19 protein-coding genes are annotated in these 18,771 nt (G+C 46.8%); 17 read left to right on the top strand and 2 right to left on the bottom strand.

Annotated elements, in window-relative coordinates; all coding sequences use genetic code 11:
• Positions 1 to 14 precede the first annotated feature (14 nt).
• Positions 15 to 1,385 carry an aldehyde dehydrogenase gene (locus AC07VD_RS03665; protein ID WP_494721540.1) on the bottom strand — a complete coding sequence of 457 codons (1,371 nt, stop codon included), beginning with the start codon at positions 1,383 to 1,385 and terminating at the stop codon, positions 15 to 17.
• 167 nt (positions 1,386 to 1,552) lie between these two features.
• Here AC07VD_RS03665 and AC07VD_RS03660 point away from each other — a divergent pair, with 167 nt between their 5' ends.
• From AC07VD_RS03660 to AC07VD_RS03650, 3 genes are all read left to right on the top strand, one after another.
• Positions 1,553 to 1,870 (top strand): YwdI family protein, encoded by a 318-nt coding sequence (locus tag AC07VD_RS03660; protein WP_003243806.1) that lies wholly within the window; start codon positions 1,553 to 1,555, stop codon positions 1,868 to 1,870.
• 19 nt (positions 1,871 to 1,889) lie between these two features.
• Positions 1,890 to 3,212, top strand: a complete 1,323-nt coding sequence (locus AC07VD_RS03655; protein WP_015384975.1) for a purine/pyrimidine permease — start codon at positions 1,890 to 1,892, stop codon at positions 3,210 to 3,212.
• Positions 3,213 to 3,273: 61 nt separating this feature from the next.
• The gene (locus AC07VD_RS03650; protein ID WP_003227446.1) at positions 3,274 to 3,645 is read left to right on the top strand and encodes a DUF423 domain-containing protein; all 372 of its coding nucleotides are present in this window, start codon (positions 3,274 to 3,276) and stop codon (positions 3,643 to 3,645) included.
• Between the two features lie 43 nt (positions 3,646 to 3,688).
• Here the strand turns inward: AC07VD_RS03650 and gerQ are convergent, their stop codons facing one another.
• Entirely contained in the window at positions 3,689 to 4,234 is a 546-nt protein-coding gene (gene gerQ, locus AC07VD_RS03645) for a spore coat protein GerQ (RefSeq protein WP_003227448.1), read from the bottom strand.
• A gap of 319 nt (positions 4,235 to 4,553) precedes the next feature.
• On the opposite strand from gerQ, the gene spsA reads away from it, so the two are divergent.
• The 14 genes from spsA to pruA all read left to right on the top strand — a co-directional run bounded on the left by spsA (position 4,554) and on the right by pruA (position 18,709).
• Positions 4,554 to 5,324 (top strand): spore coat dTDP-glycosyltransferase SpsA, encoded by a 771-nt coding sequence (gene spsA / locus AC07VD_RS03640; protein ID WP_101169660.1) that lies wholly within the window; start codon positions 4,554 to 4,556, stop codon positions 5,322 to 5,324.
• 4 nt (positions 5,325 to 5,328) lie between these two features.
• On the top strand, positions 5,329 to 6,753 hold the full coding sequence (locus tag AC07VD_RS03635; RefSeq protein WP_024572039.1) for a CDP-glycerol glycerophosphotransferase family protein: 1,425 nt from the start codon (positions 5,329 to 5,331) through the stop codon (positions 6,751 to 6,753).
• Between the two features lie 20 nt (positions 6,754 to 6,773).
• Complete coding sequence (locus AC07VD_RS03630; protein WP_494721541.1) at positions 6,774 to 7,943, top strand: DegT/DnrJ/EryC1/StrS family aminotransferase; 1,170 nt, start codon at positions 6,774 to 6,776, stop codon at positions 7,941 to 7,943.
• Positions 7,944 to 8,813 carry a GNAT family N-acetyltransferase gene (locus AC07VD_RS03625; protein WP_014481248.1) on the top strand — a complete coding sequence of 290 codons (870 nt, stop codon included), beginning with the start codon at positions 7,944 to 7,946 and terminating at the stop codon, positions 8,811 to 8,813.
• Positions 8,813 to 9,934 (top strand): N-acetylneuraminate synthase family protein, encoded by a 1,122-nt coding sequence (locus tag AC07VD_RS03620; protein WP_080529937.1) that lies wholly within the window; start codon positions 8,813 to 8,815, stop codon positions 9,932 to 9,934. Before AC07VD_RS03625 ends, AC07VD_RS03620 begins: the two co-directional genes overlap by 1 nt.
• Positions 9,927 to 10,649 (top strand): glycosyltransferase family protein, encoded by a 723-nt coding sequence (locus tag AC07VD_RS03615; protein ID WP_494721542.1) that lies wholly within the window; start codon positions 9,927 to 9,929, stop codon positions 10,647 to 10,649. Before AC07VD_RS03620 ends, AC07VD_RS03615 begins: the two co-directional genes overlap by 8 nt.
• Positions 10,650 to 10,651: 2 nt before the next feature.
• Positions 10,652 to 11,671 carry a PseG/SpsG family protein gene (locus AC07VD_RS03610; protein WP_024572043.1) on the top strand — a complete coding sequence of 340 codons (1,020 nt, stop codon included), beginning with the start codon at positions 10,652 to 10,654 and terminating at the stop codon, positions 11,669 to 11,671.
• A gap of 24 nt (positions 11,672 to 11,695) precedes the next feature.
• Entirely contained in the window at positions 11,696 to 12,436 is a 741-nt protein-coding gene (locus AC07VD_RS03605; RefSeq protein WP_014478328.1) for a sugar phosphate nucleotidyltransferase, read from the top strand.
• Positions 12,436 to 13,383, top strand: a complete 948-nt coding sequence (gene rfbB / locus AC07VD_RS03600) for a dTDP-glucose 4,6-dehydratase (RefSeq protein WP_029726219.1) — start codon at positions 12,436 to 12,438, stop codon at positions 13,381 to 13,383. The genes AC07VD_RS03605 and rfbB overlap by 1 nt, the downstream gene beginning before the upstream one ends.
• A 13-nt stretch (positions 13,384 to 13,396) precedes the next feature.
• Positions 13,397 to 14,248: a dTDP-4-dehydrorhamnose reductase gene (rfbD, locus tag AC07VD_RS03595; protein WP_015250965.1), complete on the top strand. Its 852-nt coding sequence runs from the start codon at positions 13,397 to 13,399 to the stop codon at positions 14,246 to 14,248.
• On the top strand, positions 14,241 to 14,696 hold the full coding sequence (locus AC07VD_RS03590; protein WP_014481242.1) for a dTDP-4-dehydrorhamnose 3,5-epimerase family protein: 456 nt from the start codon (positions 14,241 to 14,243) through the stop codon (positions 14,694 to 14,696). Before rfbD ends, AC07VD_RS03590 begins: the two co-directional genes overlap by 8 nt.
• Positions 14,697 to 15,020: 324 nt before the next feature.
• Entirely contained in the window at positions 15,021 to 15,485 is a 465-nt protein-coding gene (gene bslB / locus AC07VD_RS03585) for a biofilm surface layer hydrophobin BslB (RefSeq protein WP_003227472.1), read from the top strand.
• Positions 15,486 to 15,661: 176 nt separating this feature from the next.
• Positions 15,662 to 16,936 (top strand): glutamate dehydrogenase, encoded by a 1,275-nt coding sequence (gene rocG / locus AC07VD_RS03580; RefSeq protein ID WP_015250966.1) that lies wholly within the window; start codon positions 15,662 to 15,664, stop codon positions 16,934 to 16,936.
• A gap of 225 nt (positions 16,937 to 17,161) precedes the next feature.
• A complete protein-coding gene (gene pruA / locus AC07VD_RS03575) occupies positions 17,162 to 18,709 on the top strand; it encodes an L-glutamate gamma-semialdehyde dehydrogenase (RefSeq protein ID WP_101169653.1) in 1,548 nt (515 codons plus the stop codon).
• Positions 18,710 to 18,771 lie beyond the last annotated feature (62 nt).

The raw sequence follows: 18,771 nt of genomic DNA, 5'->3' as shown, positions 1-18,771 counted from the left end.
TGATCTGCGCTTTTTTATTTGAGTATTTTTCGAATCATTCGCAGCCCGTTTTTGGAGGAAGGATAACGAAATGCGAAGTCGAAGCGGTTCGTTTGTTTGACGACGCTTTTTTTGTGCGTGAATGTGTTAAAACTGTCAAACCCGTGATAGCTGCCGATGCCGCTATCCCCGACGCCGCCGAATGGCAAATACGGCGTCGCCACATGCATTAACGTATCATTGATACAGCCCCCGCCAAACGACAGATTTCCTAAAACAGCGCGCTCAATTTCTTTGTTTGTGGTGAAGAGATACAGGGCGAGCGGCTTAGGGCGCGATTGGACTTTCTCAATGACTTCCCCGATATTGCGGTATGTAAAGAGCGGAAGAATCGGCCCGAAAATCTCCTCCTGCATCACTGGAGAGTCATCCCTCACTTGTTCGAGAATGGTCGGCGCAATTTTGTGATGATTGGGATCAGATTGTCCGCCTGTGAGTGGGATGCCGTCATTCAGAAAGCTGAGCAGCCGCTGATAGTGCCGTTCACTGACGATTTTGCCGTACTGCGGATTCCGTTCAGGCTTAGGGCCGTAAAATTCTCTGATCGCACGCTTCATTTCTTCTGTGAGCTTCGTTTTGATGTCCTCGTGTACAAATAAATAATCCGGTGCGATGCAGGTTTGTCCCGCATTTGTAAATTTCCCGAAGACGATGCGTTTGGCGGCAAGCTGAATGTCAGCATCTTTATGGACGATGCAGGGGCTTTTGCCGCCGAGCTCCAAGGTTACGGGAATTAATTGTTTGGCGGCGGCCTCCATGACGACTTTTCCCACGGATACGCTGCCGGTAAAGAAAATGTAGTCAAAGGGCTGCTGTAATAATGCTGTGCTGACGTCGGGCCCGCCTTCTGCCATAGCGACATAATCGGTTGGAAAAACGCTGCTGATGAGTTTGGAAAGAATAGCAGAAACAGCCGGCGTATATTCTGATGGCTTGAGAACGACCGTGTTCCCCGCCGCAATGGCGCCAATCAACGGAGAAAGCGCCAGCTGCAAGGGATAGTTCCAAGGCGCAATCACCAAAACGGTTCCATACGGCTCAGGAATGATGATGCTTTTGGAGCCTAGATGAGTCAGCGGCGTTTTGACTCGTTTCGGCTTGGACCATTTTCTCAGCCGTTTCATGACAAAGCTGATTTCCTCCAAGACGATTCCGATTTCTGTTGAGTATGCTTCTTGCTCGGATTTATGGAGATCCTGGTAGAGAGCGGCTATGAGATCGGCTTCATGAGTTCTGACGGCTTGTTTCAGCTTCCGCAAAATGTTCAGTCTCGATTCAAGCGGTCTCGTATGTCCCGCCGCAAAATAGGCTTTATGCTTGCTGATGATAGAGGGCATGCTGTTCATTCCGTTTCTCCTTTTTGTAAGGTATGGTGATTTATTATGTGAAAAATCTCTTCTGCTTGTCAATCGCGCAAGGTTTGTCAGAAAAAATAACAAACTCATATCTGCGTTTACAGCAGGAATTTGATAAAATGCAGGAAGACAACATTTATTTTTTTGGAGGGTGCTTCATGAACATTCATATATCTGCATTAATTCAAAAGATGGAAGAGGAGCTGAAAAAAGCAAAAACAGCTGAACGGGATGAGGAGCTGAAGCGTTATGTAGCGGTTGTCCGTTCTCTGTGTGATGTCGTGCTTGATCAGCCGGAGAACGCGAGCGCGCCCCGCATACAGCCGAGCGTTACGCCAAGTCCTGCCGCGCCGCCATCGACAGACCAGCTGATGATGGAAAAAATGATGGGGAGCGCGGGATTAAACAAATATCGAAAGCAAGAAAAAGAGAAGCAGGAAGAGGATGGAAACGGAGAGTCTTTATTTGATTTTTAAAGAGAGAGGTTGAGCTTACGTGAAATTGGTTCTTGGCGCGTTGCAATGGACAGCGTTTATCATTGCTGCGGCGATTGTTGTTCCGGTGGCGGTTGCCCAGTCGTTTCATCTGGATCACTCAGATTCTGCAAGATTGATTCAAAGCACTTTTTTTGTACTGGGAATTGCCGCCGTCATTCAGTGTTTGAAAGGCCACAGACTGCCGATTAATGAAAGCCCAGCCGGCTTGTGGTGGGGAGTGTATACGATCTACGCAGGGCTGACGGGAACTGTGTTTGCGACATATGGAGACACACTGCGGGGGTTGCAGGGAGCTCTTCTTGTAAGCGCTGTATGTTTCTTTTTGTTAAGTGTTTTCAAGGTCATTGACAGACTTGCAAAATTGTTTACTCCGGTTGTAACGGGCGTCTATTTATTGCTTCTTGTCATGCAGCTGAGTCAGCCCATTATAAAAGGAATTCTCGGAATCGGTTATCGACAGGACGGGGTGGACGGTCTTGTATTTGGTCTGGCGCTTGTTGTGATCGCTGCCGCCTTTATAATGACAAATTCGAACATCATGTTTTTTAAGCAATATTCTATTTTATTAGCCTTGTTCGGCGGATGGGTGCTGTTTGCGGCTGCCGGAGCGGCAAAGCCGATTGAAATGCCGGACCGGCTGTTTCAGCTGCCTTCCCTGTTTCCTTTTGGGACCCCGTTATTTAACAGCGGCCTGATCATCACTTCTATTTTTATTACCATCTTGCTGATCGTGAATATGCTGGCGAGCATGAAGGTCGTGGACATCGCCGTGAAAAAATTCAGCAAACAGCCTGATGGAAAGCATCATGAACGCCATGCCGGTTTTGCCGCTTCATTCAGCCATCTGCTTAGCGGTTTGACGGGAGCTATTGCGCCTGTTCCGATTTCGGGAGCCGCAGGTTTTATTGAAACGACCAAAATGCCTTCTAAAAAACCGTTTATGCTCGGCAGTATTCTGGTTATCGTGATCAGCGTGATCCCGTTTTTTATGAATACGTTTGCGAGCCTGCCGTCACCCGTTGGATTTGCGGTGAATTTTGTTGTGTTCTCCGCAATGGGCGGTCTGGCCTTTGCCGAATTTGATTCATATGAGAAAGAAGAATCAAAAAGGGTGAGGTCTATCATCGGCATCTCGCTGCTGACAGGGGTCGGTATCATGTTTGTTCCTGAAACTGCGTTAAAGGGATTGCATCCGGTATTTATTTCTCTATTAAGCAACGGGCTCGTATTAGGGACGCTTGCTGCAATAGCTGCTGACCAGTTCCAGCTTTGGCGCAGGAGAAAATCCGACAATCTCGTGTCAACGGAGAACAAACATTGAATTTTGGTGCAGGTGCGATAAGATAAATGATATGAGTTTAACGAAAAGGCGGGAGAGATAGATGAAAGTTTTTATCATATTAGGGGCCATTAACGCCCTGCTTGCCGTGGGACTCGGAGCATTCGGCGCTCACGGATTAGAAGGGAAAATACCTGATAAGTATCTTCAGGTTTGGCACACAGGTGTGCAGTATCATATGTATCACGCCCTTGGGTTATTCGTTGTCGCGTTTCTGGCTGATAAATTATCCGGCATAGGCAGTGTCACGACAGCCGGCTGGCTGATGTTTGCGGGAATTGTGCTGTTTTCCGGAAGCTTATATATTCTAAGTGTGACGCAAATCTCCATTCTTGGAGCGATCACCCCGCTCGGCGGTGTGGCGTTTATTATTTCTTGGATTATGATCGTTGTCGCAGCCGTCAAATATCTATAAACAAAAAAGCCAATCCTCATCATATGAGTGATTGGCTTTTTTCTTATCTTGGCGAATAGGACGCCATGGAATATGGATACGTATAAGCAATTTCTTCATCAAATGTAATGTAATCGAGGTAGATTGTCAGGAGCAGGTAGCGTGTTCCTGATTTCGGGTCGCTGATAATAATGTGATCCCGGCCCGCAGCTTCGATGACGCCGCGAAAAATCTTCGAGCCCCATTCCTTGCTGTTTTCAAATGTCATATAAATGGTGGCCGTTTTTCCCCGATTCAGGCGCAAAATATTCTCGATGTAAGATTCCTCAACAGGCAGCATGCCGGGAACGCTTTGGCCCGGTCCTGACGGTGTAGGCCCCGATGGAATTTGAAAACCGCCGCCCTGCTGCTGGCCCGGGAATCCAAACCCCTGCTGTCCTTGTTGTCCTTGCTGTCCCTGCTGCATTGGCATCATTGGCTGCATCCCCATTGTCTGCATTTGTGAGCCTTGGCCTTGCTGCGGGTACGGGTTGGCGCCAAACTGAGGCTGATACCCCTGCATATTATCAAATGCCTGCATTTGCTGATATTGATTTTTTTTCGGTTTCATATCGTTCCTCCTTTTTATGAAAACCATTCAAAACATGTTCTGGATGTATAGGTGAACGCTCCGCGATGACTCACCTCCGATGGAAAACGATCTTAGTCGCTGGTGCGATTTTTATCTCTTTCACCTTATGAGGCTGATGCTTGGATTATGCTGAAAAAGAACAGCGGACCGATCAGATTTCGCTCTGGGCAGCCGCTGTTTTTCAGAGACATACACAAACTTTTCGCATATTGGTTTGTATCCCTAGCGCAACTTGAGCATAAGCAACATAAGATAACGATAGTTTCAGGTGTGAAGTTCCAAGAAGGAGGTGTAGGATTTGCCTAAAGTATCAGTCATTATGACGAGCTATAACAAAAGCGATTATGTGGCAAAGTCCATTTCTAGCATACTCTCACAAACGTTTTCAGATTTTGAATTGTTTATTATGGATGACAACTCCAATGAAGAGACGCTGAATGTAATCCGTCCTTTTTTGAATGATAACCGAGTGCGTTTTTATCAAAGCGATGTATCTGGAGTGAAGGAAAGAACAGAAAAAACGAGATACGCGGCACTGATCAATCAGGCGATTGAGATGGCGGAGGGTGAATATATCACCTATGCGACGGATGACAACATCTATATGCCGGACCGCCTCCTGAAAATGGTGCGGGAGCTCGATACCCATTCTGAAAAGGCTGTGATTTACTCAGCCTCCAAAACCTATCATTTAAACGAGAATCGCGACATTGTAAAAGAAACTGTCAGGCCTGCCGCTCAAGTGACATGGAACGCGCCGTGCGCAATTGATCATTGCTCGGTGATGCACAGGTATTCGGTGCTTGAGAAGGTAAAGGAGAAGTTTGGCTCCTATTGGGATGAAAGCCCGGCGTTTTACCGTATAGGAGATGCCCGGTTCTTTTGGAGAGTCAATCATTTTTATCCGTTTTACCCACTGGATGAGGAGCTGGACCTGAATTATATTACCGACCAATCGATTCACTTTCAGCTGTTTGAATCAGAAAAAAATGAATTTGTCAGGAACCTTCCTCCGCAGCGAAATTGCCGAGAACTGCGTGAATCATTAAAAAAGCTTGGAATGGGGTGAGAGCTTGTCGGCCTATTTAAGCAATTATTGGGTGCTGTACCGGAAGTACGTGGAGCTTTTTGACAAACTTCGCTACAAAGGGATTCCGCTTGGGCTTATCAGTAATTTTTATCAATACATCAGCCCTGAACTGAGGGTGATGATGGAAGAAGAACCGGAATTATTCGGATCGGTGGATCAGCATATCGATGAGGGACAGATTCAGCCGTTTTTTGAAGAAAGAATCCAAAACATCGTTAAAACAAATGACGAACCTGTTAAAGGGAAAGTCATTTTGCACTTTGATTACCTGCGTTTTTCAAACGAAAATTACTATCAATTTGATCCTGAAAAAACGGCTGTTTTGGCCAGATGGAGTTTGCCGCATTATTGTGATCTGCCTGTAATTAGCAAGCGGGAGATTGCGGATTCATGCCAAAAAGGCGATTCGAAGCAGTATCTCGAAACAGCCTGTTCGCTTCTGGCCCCTTATGATGATCACCCGGCATTTGGTGATCAAGCGTTTCGCGACCGGCTTTTCAAAGATATTCCTTTATTTATAGAGGCCATTGATACAGTTGATGCGCTGTTTGAGCAGGAAAAGATTTCAGCTGTTATTGTCGGAACGGCAGAAGACATTTATAGCAGGGTGCTCGCTCTCATGTGTCAAAGAAAAGGGGCCGTCAGCATTTGTCTTCAGCATGGCGCATTGATGGGAGATGAAGCCTTCATTCCTGTTTTTACAAGCTATCAAGCTGTTTTTGGTGCGTATGAAGCAGAGTGGTTCATACGAAAAGGCTGTAAACCCGAGCAGATTCTCGTAACGGGACATCCCCGCTTCGATCAGATTTTTAACAGAACGCCTATGGATATGTCCATATTCTATCGAAAACTTGCTTTTCAGCCGACTAAAAAAATTGTGCTCATTGCCACTCAGCCCTTTTCAGAAGACTTTTATTCCGGTGTGCTGCAGGGGCTTTCTGATCAGAAGCAGCTGCAAATCATTATCAAACCCCACCCGTGGGAAATCGGAAAAAACAAGCTTGATCTGTATCACGAGGCGGCGAAAAAACATCAAGCATGCAGAGTCATCAAAAAGGAGCTGGAGCTTTATGATTTGCTGCCGTATGTTGATGCCGCAGTGACGCAAACCTCGACAGTCGGTCTTGAAGCCATGCTGTTTCAAAAGCCTGTGCTGATAGGAAAATCGTCCGGAAATCGCTCGTATCCGTATTATGAGTCTCTTGGCGATTTTATGTTTGACCAGCCGGATGAACTGGCGCACACCTTGGTTGAGGTTCTTCGAAGTCCCGACGTGCATCAAAAAGCAGAAGAGGCGCGCCTGGCATTCATAGCGGCTAATTATCCGGTGGCAGAATCAACAAATGCTTTATTTGCGGAACTGAAAGCCAAAACAGGGGTTGATTACAGGCGGGAAGATACTGAATAAAATGATAGGAGCGCAAAGAAATGGTGCAAAAGAGAAATCATTTTCTCCCTTACTCATTGCCGTTAATCGGTAAGGAAGAAATTCAGGAGGTTACAGAAACGCTTGAATCGGGATGGCTCTCTAAAGGCCCGAAGGTTCAGCAGTTTGAAAAAGAGTTTGCCGCGTTTGTCGGGGCGAAGCACGCCGTGGCGGTGAATTCATGTACCGCAGCTTTATTTTTGGCTTTGAAAGCAAAAGGGATCGGGCCCGGGGACGAGGTCATTACCTCTCCGCTTACGTTCAGCTCGACCGCCAATACGATTATTCATACAGGAGCGACGCCTGTGTTTGCGGATATTGACGAAAACACGCTCAATATTGACCCGGTAAAGCTTGAGGCGGCCGTCACACCGCAAACGAAAGCAGTTGTGCCCGTCCACTTTGGCGGGCAGTCCTGCGATATGGATGCAATATTGGCTATTGCCCAAAATCATGGTTTATTCGTGCTGGAGGATGCGGCACATGCGGTATATACGACTTATAAGCAAAGAATGATCGGTTCTATCGGGGATGCAACGGCATTCAGCTTTTACGCCACCAAAAACCTCGCGACAGGGGAAGGCGGCATGCTGACGACTGATGATGAGGAGCTTGCCGATAAGATCCGGGTGCTAAGCCTTCACGGCATGAGTAAAGCCGCATGGAACCGTTATTCATCAAATGGCAGCTGGTACTATGAAGTCGAATCGCCCGGCTATAAGATGAATATGTTTGATTTGCAGGCGGCCCTCGGACTTCATCAGCTGAAACGGCTGGATGATATGCAGAAACGGAGAGAAGAGATTGCCGGCCGCTATCAAACCGCTTTTCAGCAGATTCCTGGGCTGATCACGCCGTTTGTCCATGATGACGGCAGGCACGCCTGGCATCTATATGTTCTGCAAGTTAATGAAAAAAAGGCCGGGGTTACGCGCAGCGAAATGATTACGGCTTTAAAGGATGAATACAATATCGGCACTAGCGTTCATTTTATTCCAGTACACATTCATCCGTATTATCAAAAGCAATTTGGATATAAGGAAGCGGACTTTCCGAATGCCATGAATTACTATAAACGAACCCTTTCTCTCCCGCTCTATCCGTCAATGTCTGACGACGATGTAGATGATGTCATTGAAGCTGTGTGGGATATCGTAAAAGGGGCTGATTAAATGTATACGGTAAAAGAAAATGTCTCCAAAGAGTTGATTGAGGAATTTCTCCAAAGCCGACAGCTTACTCTGGATGTTCCGTATCAATTTTCCCTCGGCCTTTTTGAAAACAGCAGGCTCCAAGGCGTATTGCTTTACGAAGATTCTTTGTGGGAAAGCAAGGTGCTTCAGAAGAAAGTCATGAACGTCAAACTTCTTGCGGCAAATAGTACCGGGCAGCTAAAGAGGCTGTTTGAAGCTTTTTATACTGTACGCCAAATGGATGAAACGGATTTTATCTTTGTCCGCGTTCCGGCTGAAGATATCGGAGCCGCGCATGTGATACAGCAGCAGCCATCCTCTTACTTTGTCGGGAGTTTGCTGAAGCTGGCGATGCCTCCGTCTTTTTATGACAAAACACCGCCATTTTTTGAACTGGGCCCGCCTGAGCCCGGGGACACAGAAGCGATATGTGAGCTGGCCCGAGACTCGTTTACAAAAAGCAGATATTTTCAGGATCCTCATCTCAGCCGCGATGCAGCAAACAAAATATTTCAGGAGTGGACACGAAACAATCTGAATGGAAGGGCGGCGGTCAATATTGTCGCTAAACACAATGGCGAGGTCATCGGCTATCTTCAGGGCTTATCAAGAGATGATGAGTGCATTCTCGATTTGATGGCTGTAAAGCCGGGATTTGAAGGAAAACGTATTGCGTTTCATTTATTGGCGAATCTCATAGAACAACCGGAGACCCAGAAGCATAGAACGGTAACAGCGGGGACGCAGCTTCACAATGTAAGGGCGATCCGCCTTTATGAACGAATGGGCTTCACCGCTGAACAATCGTATTACTATTATCATATTTGGCCGGGCAAGGAGGCGAAATAATGGCAGCGTTTCAGATCGCGAATAAAACTGTAGGCAAAGACGCTCCTGTTTTTATTATTGCTGAGGCGGGGATTAATCATGACGGGAAGCTTGATCAGGCTTTTGCGCTGATAGACGCCGCGGCGGAAGCGGGAGCGGATGCCGTGAAATTTCAAATGTTCCAAGCTGATAGGATGTACCAGAAAGATCCTGGTTTGTACAAGACGGCAGCGGGCAAGGACGTCTCTATTTTTTCTTTGGTTCAATCTATGGAAATGCCTGCTGAGTGGATTTTACCGCTATTGGATTACTGCCGCGAAAAGCAGGTGATCTTTTTAAGTACGGTATGTGACGAGGGGTCAGCTGATCTGCTTCAGTCTACCTCGCCGAGCGCTTTTAAAATCGCATCCTATGAAATTAACCATCTCCCGCTGCTCAAATATGTCGCCCGGCTGAACAGGCCGATGATTTTCTCGACAGCCGGAGCTGAAATCTCTGATGTTCACGAAGCTTGGCGCACCATCAGGGCAGAGGGAAACAATCAAATTGCCATAATGCATTGTGTGGCGAAATACCCAGCACCGCCGGAGTACAGCAACCTCAGCGTCATTCCGATGCTTGCCGCCGCTTTTCCTGAGGCGGTCATCGGCTTCTCCGATCATAGCGAGCATCCGACAGAAGCGCCGTGTGCCGCGGTTCGGCTCGGAGCAAAACTGATAGAAAAGCATTTTACGATCGATAAAGATCTGCCGGGTGCCGACCACTCGTTTGCATTAAATCCGGATGAATTGAAAGAAATGGTCGATGGCATCAGGAAAACGGAAGCTGAGCTGAAACAGGGGATCACAAAGCCGGTCTCTGAAAAACTGCTTGGCAGTTCATACAAAACAACAACCTCCATCGAAGGAGAAATCAGAAATTTTGCATACAGAGGCATTTTTACAACAGCTCCGATTCAAAAAGGTGAAGCCTTTAGTGAAGACAATATCGCAGTGCTTCGGCCCGGACAAAAGCCGCAGGGGCTGCACCCGAGATTTTTTGAACTGCTGACCAGCGGTGTTCGGGCTGTAAGAGACATTCCGGCCGACACAGGAATTATCTGGGATGACATTTTACTGAAGGACAGCCCGTTTCATGAATGATATTCTCTTTATCATTCAGGCAAGAATGGGTTCAACAAGGCTTCCGGGAAAAGTGCTTCGGCCGCTCGGATCGAATCGTTTACTTGATATTCTCGTTCACCGTGTCCGGCAAAGCGCGTTTTACCAAAAGGATCGGGATAATCTTGTCATCGCCACGTCTGACAAAGAAACTGACGACATATTAGAGGCGCACTGTATCAAACAAGGCTTTCGTGTTTTCCGCGGGAGCGAAGAACGTGTCCTCGATAGGTTTGTGAAGGTCATAGAAGCTGTTAAACCGTCAGTCATCATCCGGTTAACAGGTGATAATCCGTTTGTCGATCCTGAGCTGCTCGATGTAATGATTAAGGCGCATTTTGATCAAGGATCGGATTATACGTATATCCTGAATGCGCCATTAGGGATTTGCGGCGAAGTGGTCAACGCCAACCTGTTAATTGACATCAGCCGTATTCAGGCTTTGGAGGATCAATATCAGGAGCATGTCACGTTATATATAAGGAATCATCCAGCTCTTTATCGTGTTCAGTTTTTAGAGGCGCCGGAACGATTTCGCGCCCCTCAATATCGGCTGACCATTGATACAAAGGAAGACTATGAATCGATAAAGGGCCTCTATCAAAAAGCAGGCGAGCGCCCCGATGTATCCGCCTCAGAGCTTATCACCCTTCTGAACCGGAACCCCGATGCGGCAACCGAACGAGAGGCTGACTAGCCATGCATGTTGGGATCTTCGCAGACGGCGGCTATGAAAAGGGAATGGGCCATGTTGTCCGGATGAAGAGGCTTGCGGAGGTGCTCAAACAGCGATGCTTGATTACGTTTTATACGAATCAGGAGTCTGAAGCGTTTCTTCATGAAGAGCATTGGCGTGTCATCGTAAAGCCGGAGCTGCAGCAGCACGAATTTATTCTCCGGGAAATAAAAAGCAAGAAGCTTGATTTGCTTTTGTTTGATATTCTAGGCGCGCCTGCAGAGCTGTTAAAGAAAATAAAGACGGAGACAGATGCGAAAATTGTTCTTTTTGAAGAGAAAAACGGTAAATCGATTCAATATAGTGACGCAGTCATTAACGGAATTTACGGTCACATCAGAAGCAGGGTGTACGTTCAGGGAAACACACGCATCTATGAAGGTCCGGACTATCTTATTCTTCACCCCGCCTTTCAGGCCGCTAGAGAGGATTACACACTTAAGAAAGACTGCCGCAATATCCTTGTTGCATTAGGAGGAAGTGATCCGAAGCAGCTTATTTTTAAAGTGCTGGCTGCCGCTGATCAAGTCCCCGACATAAAAGACAAAAACATGATGTTTGTGATGGGGAGCGCTTCACCGCATCAAGAGGCAGTGCGAAGGCGGATCGAAAAGAAGCCGCAGTACAAGATGATCGAACAGACAAATGATATGGCAGGTTTGATGAAACAAGCGGACGCAGCCATTGTCGCCGGCGGCATCTCTCTATATGAAGCCATTTGCATCGGCGTGCCGTGCCTTGTTCTTTCTCAGGTTGAGCATCAAACGGCAACAGCAAAAACATTTGCTGGCCAAGGCGCCGCTCTTGATCTTGGATTGGGTGAGCTTGTACCGGATGAAACACTCATCTATCAGATGTCACGCATTATGAGCAGCTATCCTCTTCGCCTTTCTTTGCACAAGGGAGGAAGGCCGCTCGTGGATGGCAAAGGCATTATACGGGTAACAGCTATTCTTCAAGATTTATATGAACAAGAGATATAAAAATGCATGTAAGGAAGTGTTAATGTGAAAGGTGTTATTTTAGCCGGAGGAAACGGCTCACGCCTTATGCCCTTAACGAAAGCCGTCAACAAGCATTTGCTTCCTGTAGGCCCGTATCCGATGATATACTGGTCGATTATGAAGCTGGAGGAAGCCGGAATAAAAGACATTTTACTCATCAGCCAAAAGGAGCATATGCCGCAATTTTACAAACTGCTTGGGAACGGGGAAGAGCTTGGCGTTACTATCACTTATCAAGTACAGCCGGCAGCATCGGGCATTTCGGATGGGCTGTCTTATGCAAAGCGCTTTACGAAAAAAGAGTCTTTCATTTTATTATTAGGTGATAATATATTTGAAGATTCATTAAAGCCTTATACAGAACGCTTTGAACAGCAGGGGAAAGGAGCAAAAGTGCTTCTGAAAGAAGTTGATGACCCGGAACGTTTCGGGATTGCTGAGATTGATGAGAAAAACAAGCGGATTCGTTCCATCATCGAAAAGCCCGAACAGCCACCGACCAACCTTTGTGTTACCGGCATTTATATGTATGATGCAGAGGTGTTTTCGTATATTGAACAAATATCACCATCAAAGCGCGGCGAGCTGGAAATCACCGATGTTAATAATCTATACATCGAAAACAGCCAGCTTACGTATGATGTGTTATCAGGCTGGTGGGTAGATGCCGGAACTCACGAATCGCTTTATCTCGCTTCCCAGCTTGTACACCAGGCTTTACGGAAAGGACAGGACGAAAAGTGATGGCAAAATCATATTTAATTACAGGCGGGGCCGGCTTCATCGGGCTCACGTTTACAAAGCTCATGCTGAGGGAAACGGATGCGCGCATTACCGTTTTAGATAAACTGACGTATGCCAGCCACCCGGAGGAAATGGAAAAATTACAGCAAAACAGCCGTTTTCGCTTTGTAAAAGGGGACATCAGCGTTCAGGAGGATATCGACCGGGCGTTTGACGAGACTTACGACGGCGTCATTCACTTCGCAGCAGAATCGCATGTGGACAGAAGCATTTCCCAAGCGGAGCCGTTTATCACCACAAATGTCATGGGGACTTACCGATTGGCGGAAGCGGTCTTGAAAGGAAAAGCCAAGAAGCTGATTCATATTTCAACAGATGAGGTGTACGGGGATTTAAAAGCGGATGATCCCGCGTTTACAGAAACGACGCCGCTTTCTCCTAATAACCCATACTCAGCCAGCAAAGCAAGCTCAGATTTGCTCGTGTTGTCTTATGTGAAAACCCACAAGCTTCCGGCCATCATTACACGATGCAGCAACAATTACGGACCTTATCAGCACAGCGAAAAAATGATTCCGACGATTATCCGTCATGCGAAGCAGGGCCTGCCTGTTCCGCTGTATGGCGATGGACTCCAGATCCGAGACTGGCTGTTTGCGGAGGATCATTGCCGCGCGATCAAGCTGATTTTAGAAAAAGGGACCGACGGAGAGGTGTATAACATCGGCGGCGGAAATGAACGCACGAATAAAGAGCTGGCGAGTGCCATTTTGAAGCATCTGGGCTGTGAGGAATTGTTCGCCCACGTGGAAGACCGAAAAGGGCATGACCGGCGCTATGCGATCAATGCATCTAAGCTGAAAAATGAACTGGGCTGGCGGCAGGAAGTGACGTTTGAAGAAGGCATTGCGCGTACGATTCAGTGGTATACAGACAATGACCGATGAGAAGGTGATCTGATTGACAAAGGTATTGGTAACTGGGGCGGGAGGACAGCTTGGCTTGGAACTATGCCGCCAGCTGAAGCAAGCCGGATATGAGGTCATTGCGTTAACAAAGAAGATGATGAACATTGCTGACCAGCGCTCAGTACGGCATTCGTTTGGCCATTATCAGCCGGATATCGTGGTCAATAGCGCCGCGTTTACGTCGGTTGATCAATGCGAGAAAGAGCTTGATAAAGCGTACTTGATTAACGGAATCGGCGCTTATTATACAGCGCTTGAGTCAACCCGCATCGGAGCTCAATATGTTCATATCAGCACGGACTATGTATTCAATGGGAAAGGAACCCAGCCATATAGGGAAGACGATCCCCTCGATCCGAAAACCATTTATGGCAAAAGCAAAAGGCTCGGAGAAGAACTGATACGATTAACGACAAAAGACAGCACGATCATCAGAACATCGTGGGTGTACGGACATGGCGGCAGTAATTTCGTTGAAACCATGCTGAAGCTTGCTGAAACGAAACAAGAGCTTCGGGTTGTCAGCGATCAAATTGGTTCGCCGACTTATACGAAGGATTTAGCAGAAGCGGTCATCAAGCTGTTCAGCCATCCGCCGGGCATCTATCATGTCAGCAATTCAGGCATATGCAGCTGGTATGAGTTTGCGACGGCAATTATGGAAGAAAGCGGGCTGGAAACAGCCATTTTGCCTGTAACGACAGAGGAATACGGGAACAAAACGCCCCGCCCGGCATACTCTGTGCTGAGCCATCGGGCTATTGAAGAAGCCGGCATCCGCCCCCGCCACTGGCGGGAAGCGTTACGGGAGTATTTGCAGGAAAGGAGCAGTGCGTGTGATTGATGGAGTCAAGGTGAAAAAATTGATGAAGCATAGCGATGACAGAGGCTTTTTTGCTGAGCTGGTCCGGGACGATGAGAATCTCCTTGAGCATTTTGGGCAGGCCTCTTGGTCGAAAAGCTATCCGGGTGTGATTAAGGCATTTCATTATCATGAGAAGCAGGATGATCTCTGGTTCTTCCCAACCGGCCACGCTCAGGTTGTCCTATACGATCTTCGAGAGGATTCAAAGACAAAAGGAGAAACGGACGTCTATTATATGGGCGAAGACAACCCGATGCTGTTATTAATCCCAAAAGGGGTGGCTCACGGATATAGAGTGCTGGGAGAGACACCGCTGACAATTATCTATTTTACCACCATGTCGTATAACCCGGATCAGCCTGATGAAAAAAGAATTCCGTGGAATGATGAGACGATCGGTTTTAACTGGAACACTGAATTCAGATAAAAATAGGAACGTGATCAATCGAAGAGCAGAGGCATCTTCGACTTTTTTTTGCCCTTTTTTAAAATAGGATAAAAGATAGAAAATGTCAGGCGGATGTTACTAGAAAAAGAGAGAGAAATCGTCCATTTGAACCTTGTATAAACAGGAAGGAATTCTCATTGAATTCCAAGTGTTAATATTCCTTAAAAAACATTTACTTCCATGGAAAATGATGATAGATTAATTTTTAAGAAAAAGAACTGGTAATTCGCGAATTATGAAAAAGCGCTTTTTCTGCAGAGGACGCTCTGGCCAAATTTCAACAATCAATTAGGGGGAAATGTCATGCTAAAAAGAACTTCATTCGTATCTTCATTATTCATCAGTTCAGCTGTTTTACTATCAATCTTACTTCCTTCGGGCCAAGCTCATGCACAGTCTGCATCAATCGAGGCAAAAACAATTAACAGCACGAAAGAGTGGACCACTTCTGATATTGAAGTGACATATAAACCAAATGCGGTGCTTTCTCTCGGAGCGGTAGAATTTCAATTTCCTGACGGGTTTCATGCTACGACAAGAGATTCAGTGAATGGAAGAACACTGAAAGAAACACAGATTTTAAACGATGGAAAAACAGTCAGACTCCCGCTTACGCTTGATTTGTTAGGCGCATCCGAATTTGACCTCGTCATGGTGCGTAAAACTCTTCCTCGCGCAGGCACTTACACGATTAAAGGCGATGTAGTAAACGGTTTGGGAATCGGCAGTTTTTATGCTGAAACGCAGCTGGTGATTGATCCCCGTTAATCGATAGATTTGTAGTCAGAGACTGAGATGTTTTCAGTCTCTTTTTTTGTGGATTCAAAAGCTGGTACGGATCTTGCATGATGATAAGGGTGAATCCAATGAAGAAAGGAATTGGCGGGCTGATTTTTTAAAGCGCTTACATTACAGCCGGCCAAAAAAACAATGAGGTGAAAAAGATGTCAGCAAAGCAAGTCTCGAAAGATGAAGAAAAAGAAGCTCTTAACTTATTTCTGTCTACCCAAACAATCATTAAGGAAGCCCTTCGGAAGCTGGGTTATCCGGGAGATATGTATGAACTCATGAAAGAGCCGCAGAGAATGCTCACTGTCCGCATTCCGGTCAAAATGGACAATGGGAGCGTCAAAGTGTTCACAGGCTACCGGTCACAGCACAATGATGCTGTCGGTCCGACAAAGGGGGGCGTTCGCTTCCATCCAGAAGTTAATGAAGAGGAAGTAAAGGCATTATCCATTTGGATGACGCTCAAATGCGGGATTGCCAATCTTCCTTACGGCGGCGGGAAGGGCGGTATTATTTGTGATCCGCGGACAATGTCATTTGGAGAACTGGAAAGGCTGAGCAGGGGGTATGTCCGTGCCATCAGCCAGATCGTCGGTCCGACAAAGGATATTCCAGCTCCAGATGTATACACCAATTCGCAGATTATGGCGTGGATGATGGATGAGTACAGCCGGCTGCGGGAATTCGATTCTCCGGGCTTTATTACAGGTAAACCGCTTGTTTTGGGAGGATCGCAAGGACGGGAAACAGCGACGGCACAGGGCGTCACGATTTGTATTGAAGAGGCGGTGAAGAAAAAAGGGATCAAGCTGCAAAACGCGCGCATCATCATACAGGGCTTTGGAAACGCGGGTAGCTTCCTGGCCAAATTCATGCACGATGCGGGCGCGAAGGTGATCGGGATTTCTGATGCCAATGGCGGGCTCTACAACCCAGACGGCCTTGATATCCCTTATTTGCTCGATAAACGGGACAGCTTCGGTATGGTCACCAATTTATTTACTGACGTCATCACAAATGAGGAGCTGCTTGAAAAGGATTGCGATATTTTAGTGCCTGCCGCGATCTCCAATCAAATCACAGCCAAAAACGCACATAACATTCAGGCGTCAATCGTCGTTGAAGCGGCGAACGGACCGACAACCATTGATGCCACTAAGATCCTGAATGAAAGAGGCGTGCTGCTTGTGCCGGATATCCTGGCGAGTGCCGGCGGCGTCACGGTTTCTTATTTTGAATGGGTGCAAAACAACCAAGGATATTATTGGTCAGAAGAAGAGGTTGCAGAAAAACTGAGAAACGTCATGGTCAGCTCATTCGAAACAATTTATCAGACAGCGGCAACACATAAAGTGGATATGCGTTTGGCGGCTTACATGACGGGCATCAGAAAATCGGCAGAAGCATCGCGATTCCGCGGATGGGTATAATTTGAGAAGCCTCCGCAAAATAATTTTGCATTTGTTTTTTGCGTAAAGAGCAAAAATCGCAAAATAAATTTGCGTTCAAGATCGGAAAAAGAGAAAGGTGATCACCTGTTAGACAAATTTCTGTTCGATTCAACAAGTTTTTTCAGCAAAAGACAAGAAAATGGCATGATTCTTGCATTTTTATTCATATGCGAAGATATATTTCAAACACGAGGGGGACTACATATGACAGTCACATACGCGCACGAACCATTTACCGATTTTACGGAAGCAAAGAATAAAACTGCATTTGGGGAGTCATTGGCCTTTGTAAACACTCAGCTCGGCAAGCATTATCCGCTTGTCATAAATGGAGAAAAAATTGAAACGGACCGCAAAATCATTTCTATTAACCCGGCAAATAAAGAAGAGATCATTGGGTACGCGTCTACAGCGGATCAAGAGCTTGCTGAAAAAGCGATGCAAGCCGCATTGCAGGCATTTGATTCCTGGAAAAAACAAAGACCGGAGCACCGCGCGAATATTCTCTTTAAGGCAGCGGCTATTTTGCGCAGAAGAAAGCATGAATTTTCAAGCTATCTTGTGAAGGAAGCGGGAAAACCGTGGAAGGAAGCAGATGCGGACACGGCTGAAGCGATAGACTTTTTAGAGTTCTACGCGCGCCAAATGTTAAAGCTCAAGGAAGGGGCTCCGGTGAAGAGCCGTGCTGGCGAGGTCAATCAATATCATTACGAAGCGCTTGGCGTCGGCATCGTCATTTCTCCATTTAACTTCCCGCTCGCGATTATGGCGGGAACAGCGGCGGCAGCGATTGTGACAGGAAATACGATTCTCTTAAAACCGGCTGACGCAGCCCCGGTAGTGGCAGCAAAATTTGTCGAGGTCATGGAGGAAGCGGGTCTGCCAAACGGCGTTCTGAATTACATTCCGGGAGATGGAGCGGAGATCGGTGATTTCTTAGTTGAGCATCCGAAAACACGGTTTGTCTCATTTACAGGTTCCCGTGCAGTCGGCTGCCGGATTTATGAGCGAGCCGCCAAAGTGCAGCCGGGCCAAAAATGGCTCAAACGGGTAATTGCAGAAATGGGCGGAAAAGACACAGTGCTTGTCGACAAGGACGCTGATCTTGACCTTGCTGCATCCTCTATCGTGTACTCAGCATTTGGATATTCAGGACAGAAGTGTTCTGCGGGCTCCCGCGCGGTCATTCATCAGGATGTTTATGATGAAGTGGTGGAAAAAGCTGTGGCGCTGACCAAAACGCTGACTGTCGGCAATCCAGAAGATCCTGATACGTATATGGGTCCCGTGATTCATGAAGCATCCTACAACAAAGTGATGAAATACATTGAAATCGGCAAATCTGAAGGCAAGGTATTGGCTGGCGGAGAAGGCGATGATTCAAAAGGCTACTTTATTCAGCCGACGATCTTTGCAGATGTTGATGAAAACGCCCGCTTGATGCAGGAAGAAATTTTCGGCCCGGTTGTTGCGATTTGCAAAGCGCGTGATTTCGATCATATGCTGGAGATTGCCAATAACACGGAATACGGATTAACAGGTGCGCTTCTGACGAAAAACCGTGCGCACATTGAACGGGCACGCGAGGATTTCCATGTCGGAAACCTATATTTTAACAGAGGATGTACCGGAGCAATTGTCGGCTATCAGCCGTTCGGCGGTTTTAATATGTCAGGAACAGACTCAAAAGCAGGCGGTCCCGATTACTTAATTCTTCATATGCAAGCCAAAACAACGTCCGAAGCTTTTTGATTTGAGAGAAATAAAATCGTGCGATTCTTTAGCGGATCGCACGATTTCAACTTTTTGATCAG

It is taken from the genome of Bacillus sp. GW821-FHT01G09, assembly GCF_059422205.1.
The sequence above is the reverse complement of the archived record's forward strand: the minus strand, read 5'-3'. Positions and strand labels throughout refer to the sequence as shown.

What these genes read in the sequence shown, in the direction of transcription:
- AC07VD_RS03665 (WP_494721540.1), bottom strand. Translation starts at nt 1,385, where the DNA reads ATGAACAGCATGCCCTCTATCATCAGCAAGCATAAAGCCTATTTTGCG.
- AC07VD_RS03660 (WP_003243806.1), top strand. Translation starts at nt 1,553, where the DNA reads ATGAACATTCATATATCTGCATTAATTCAAAAGATGGAAGAGGAGCTG.
- AC07VD_RS03650 (WP_003227446.1), top strand. Translation starts at nt 3,274, where the DNA reads ATGAAAGTTTTTATCATATTAGGGGCCATTAACGCCCTGCTTGCCGTG.
- gerQ (WP_003227448.1), bottom strand. Translation starts at nt 4,234, where the DNA reads ATGAAACCGAAAAAAAATCAATATCAGCAAATGCAGGCATTTGATAAT.
- AC07VD_RS03630 (WP_494721541.1), top strand. Translation starts at nt 6,774, where the DNA reads ATGGTGCAAAAGAGAAATCATTTTCTCCCTTACTCATTGCCGTTAATC.
- AC07VD_RS03625 (WP_014481248.1), top strand. Translation starts at nt 7,944, where the DNA reads ATGTATACGGTAAAAGAAAATGTCTCCAAAGAGTTGATTGAGGAATTT.
- AC07VD_RS03620 (WP_080529937.1), top strand. Translation starts at nt 8,813, where the DNA reads ATGGCAGCGTTTCAGATCGCGAATAAAACTGTAGGCAAAGACGCTCCT.
- AC07VD_RS03615 (WP_494721542.1), top strand. Translation starts at nt 9,927, where the DNA reads ATGAATGATATTCTCTTTATCATTCAGGCAAGAATGGGTTCAACAAGG.
- AC07VD_RS03610 (WP_024572043.1), top strand. Translation starts at nt 10,652, where the DNA reads ATGCATGTTGGGATCTTCGCAGACGGCGGCTATGAAAAGGGAATGGGC.
- rfbB (WP_029726219.1), top strand. Translation starts at nt 12,436, where the DNA reads ATGGCAAAATCATATTTAATTACAGGCGGGGCCGGCTTCATCGGGCTC.
- bslB (WP_003227472.1), top strand. Translation starts at nt 15,021, where the DNA reads ATGCTAAAAAGAACTTCATTCGTATCTTCATTATTCATCAGTTCAGCT.
- rocG (WP_015250966.1), top strand. Translation starts at nt 15,662, where the DNA reads ATGTCAGCAAAGCAAGTCTCGAAAGATGAAGAAAAAGAAGCTCTTAAC.
- pruA (WP_101169653.1), top strand. Translation starts at nt 17,162, where the DNA reads ATGACAGTCACATACGCGCACGAACCATTTACCGATTTTACGGAAGCA.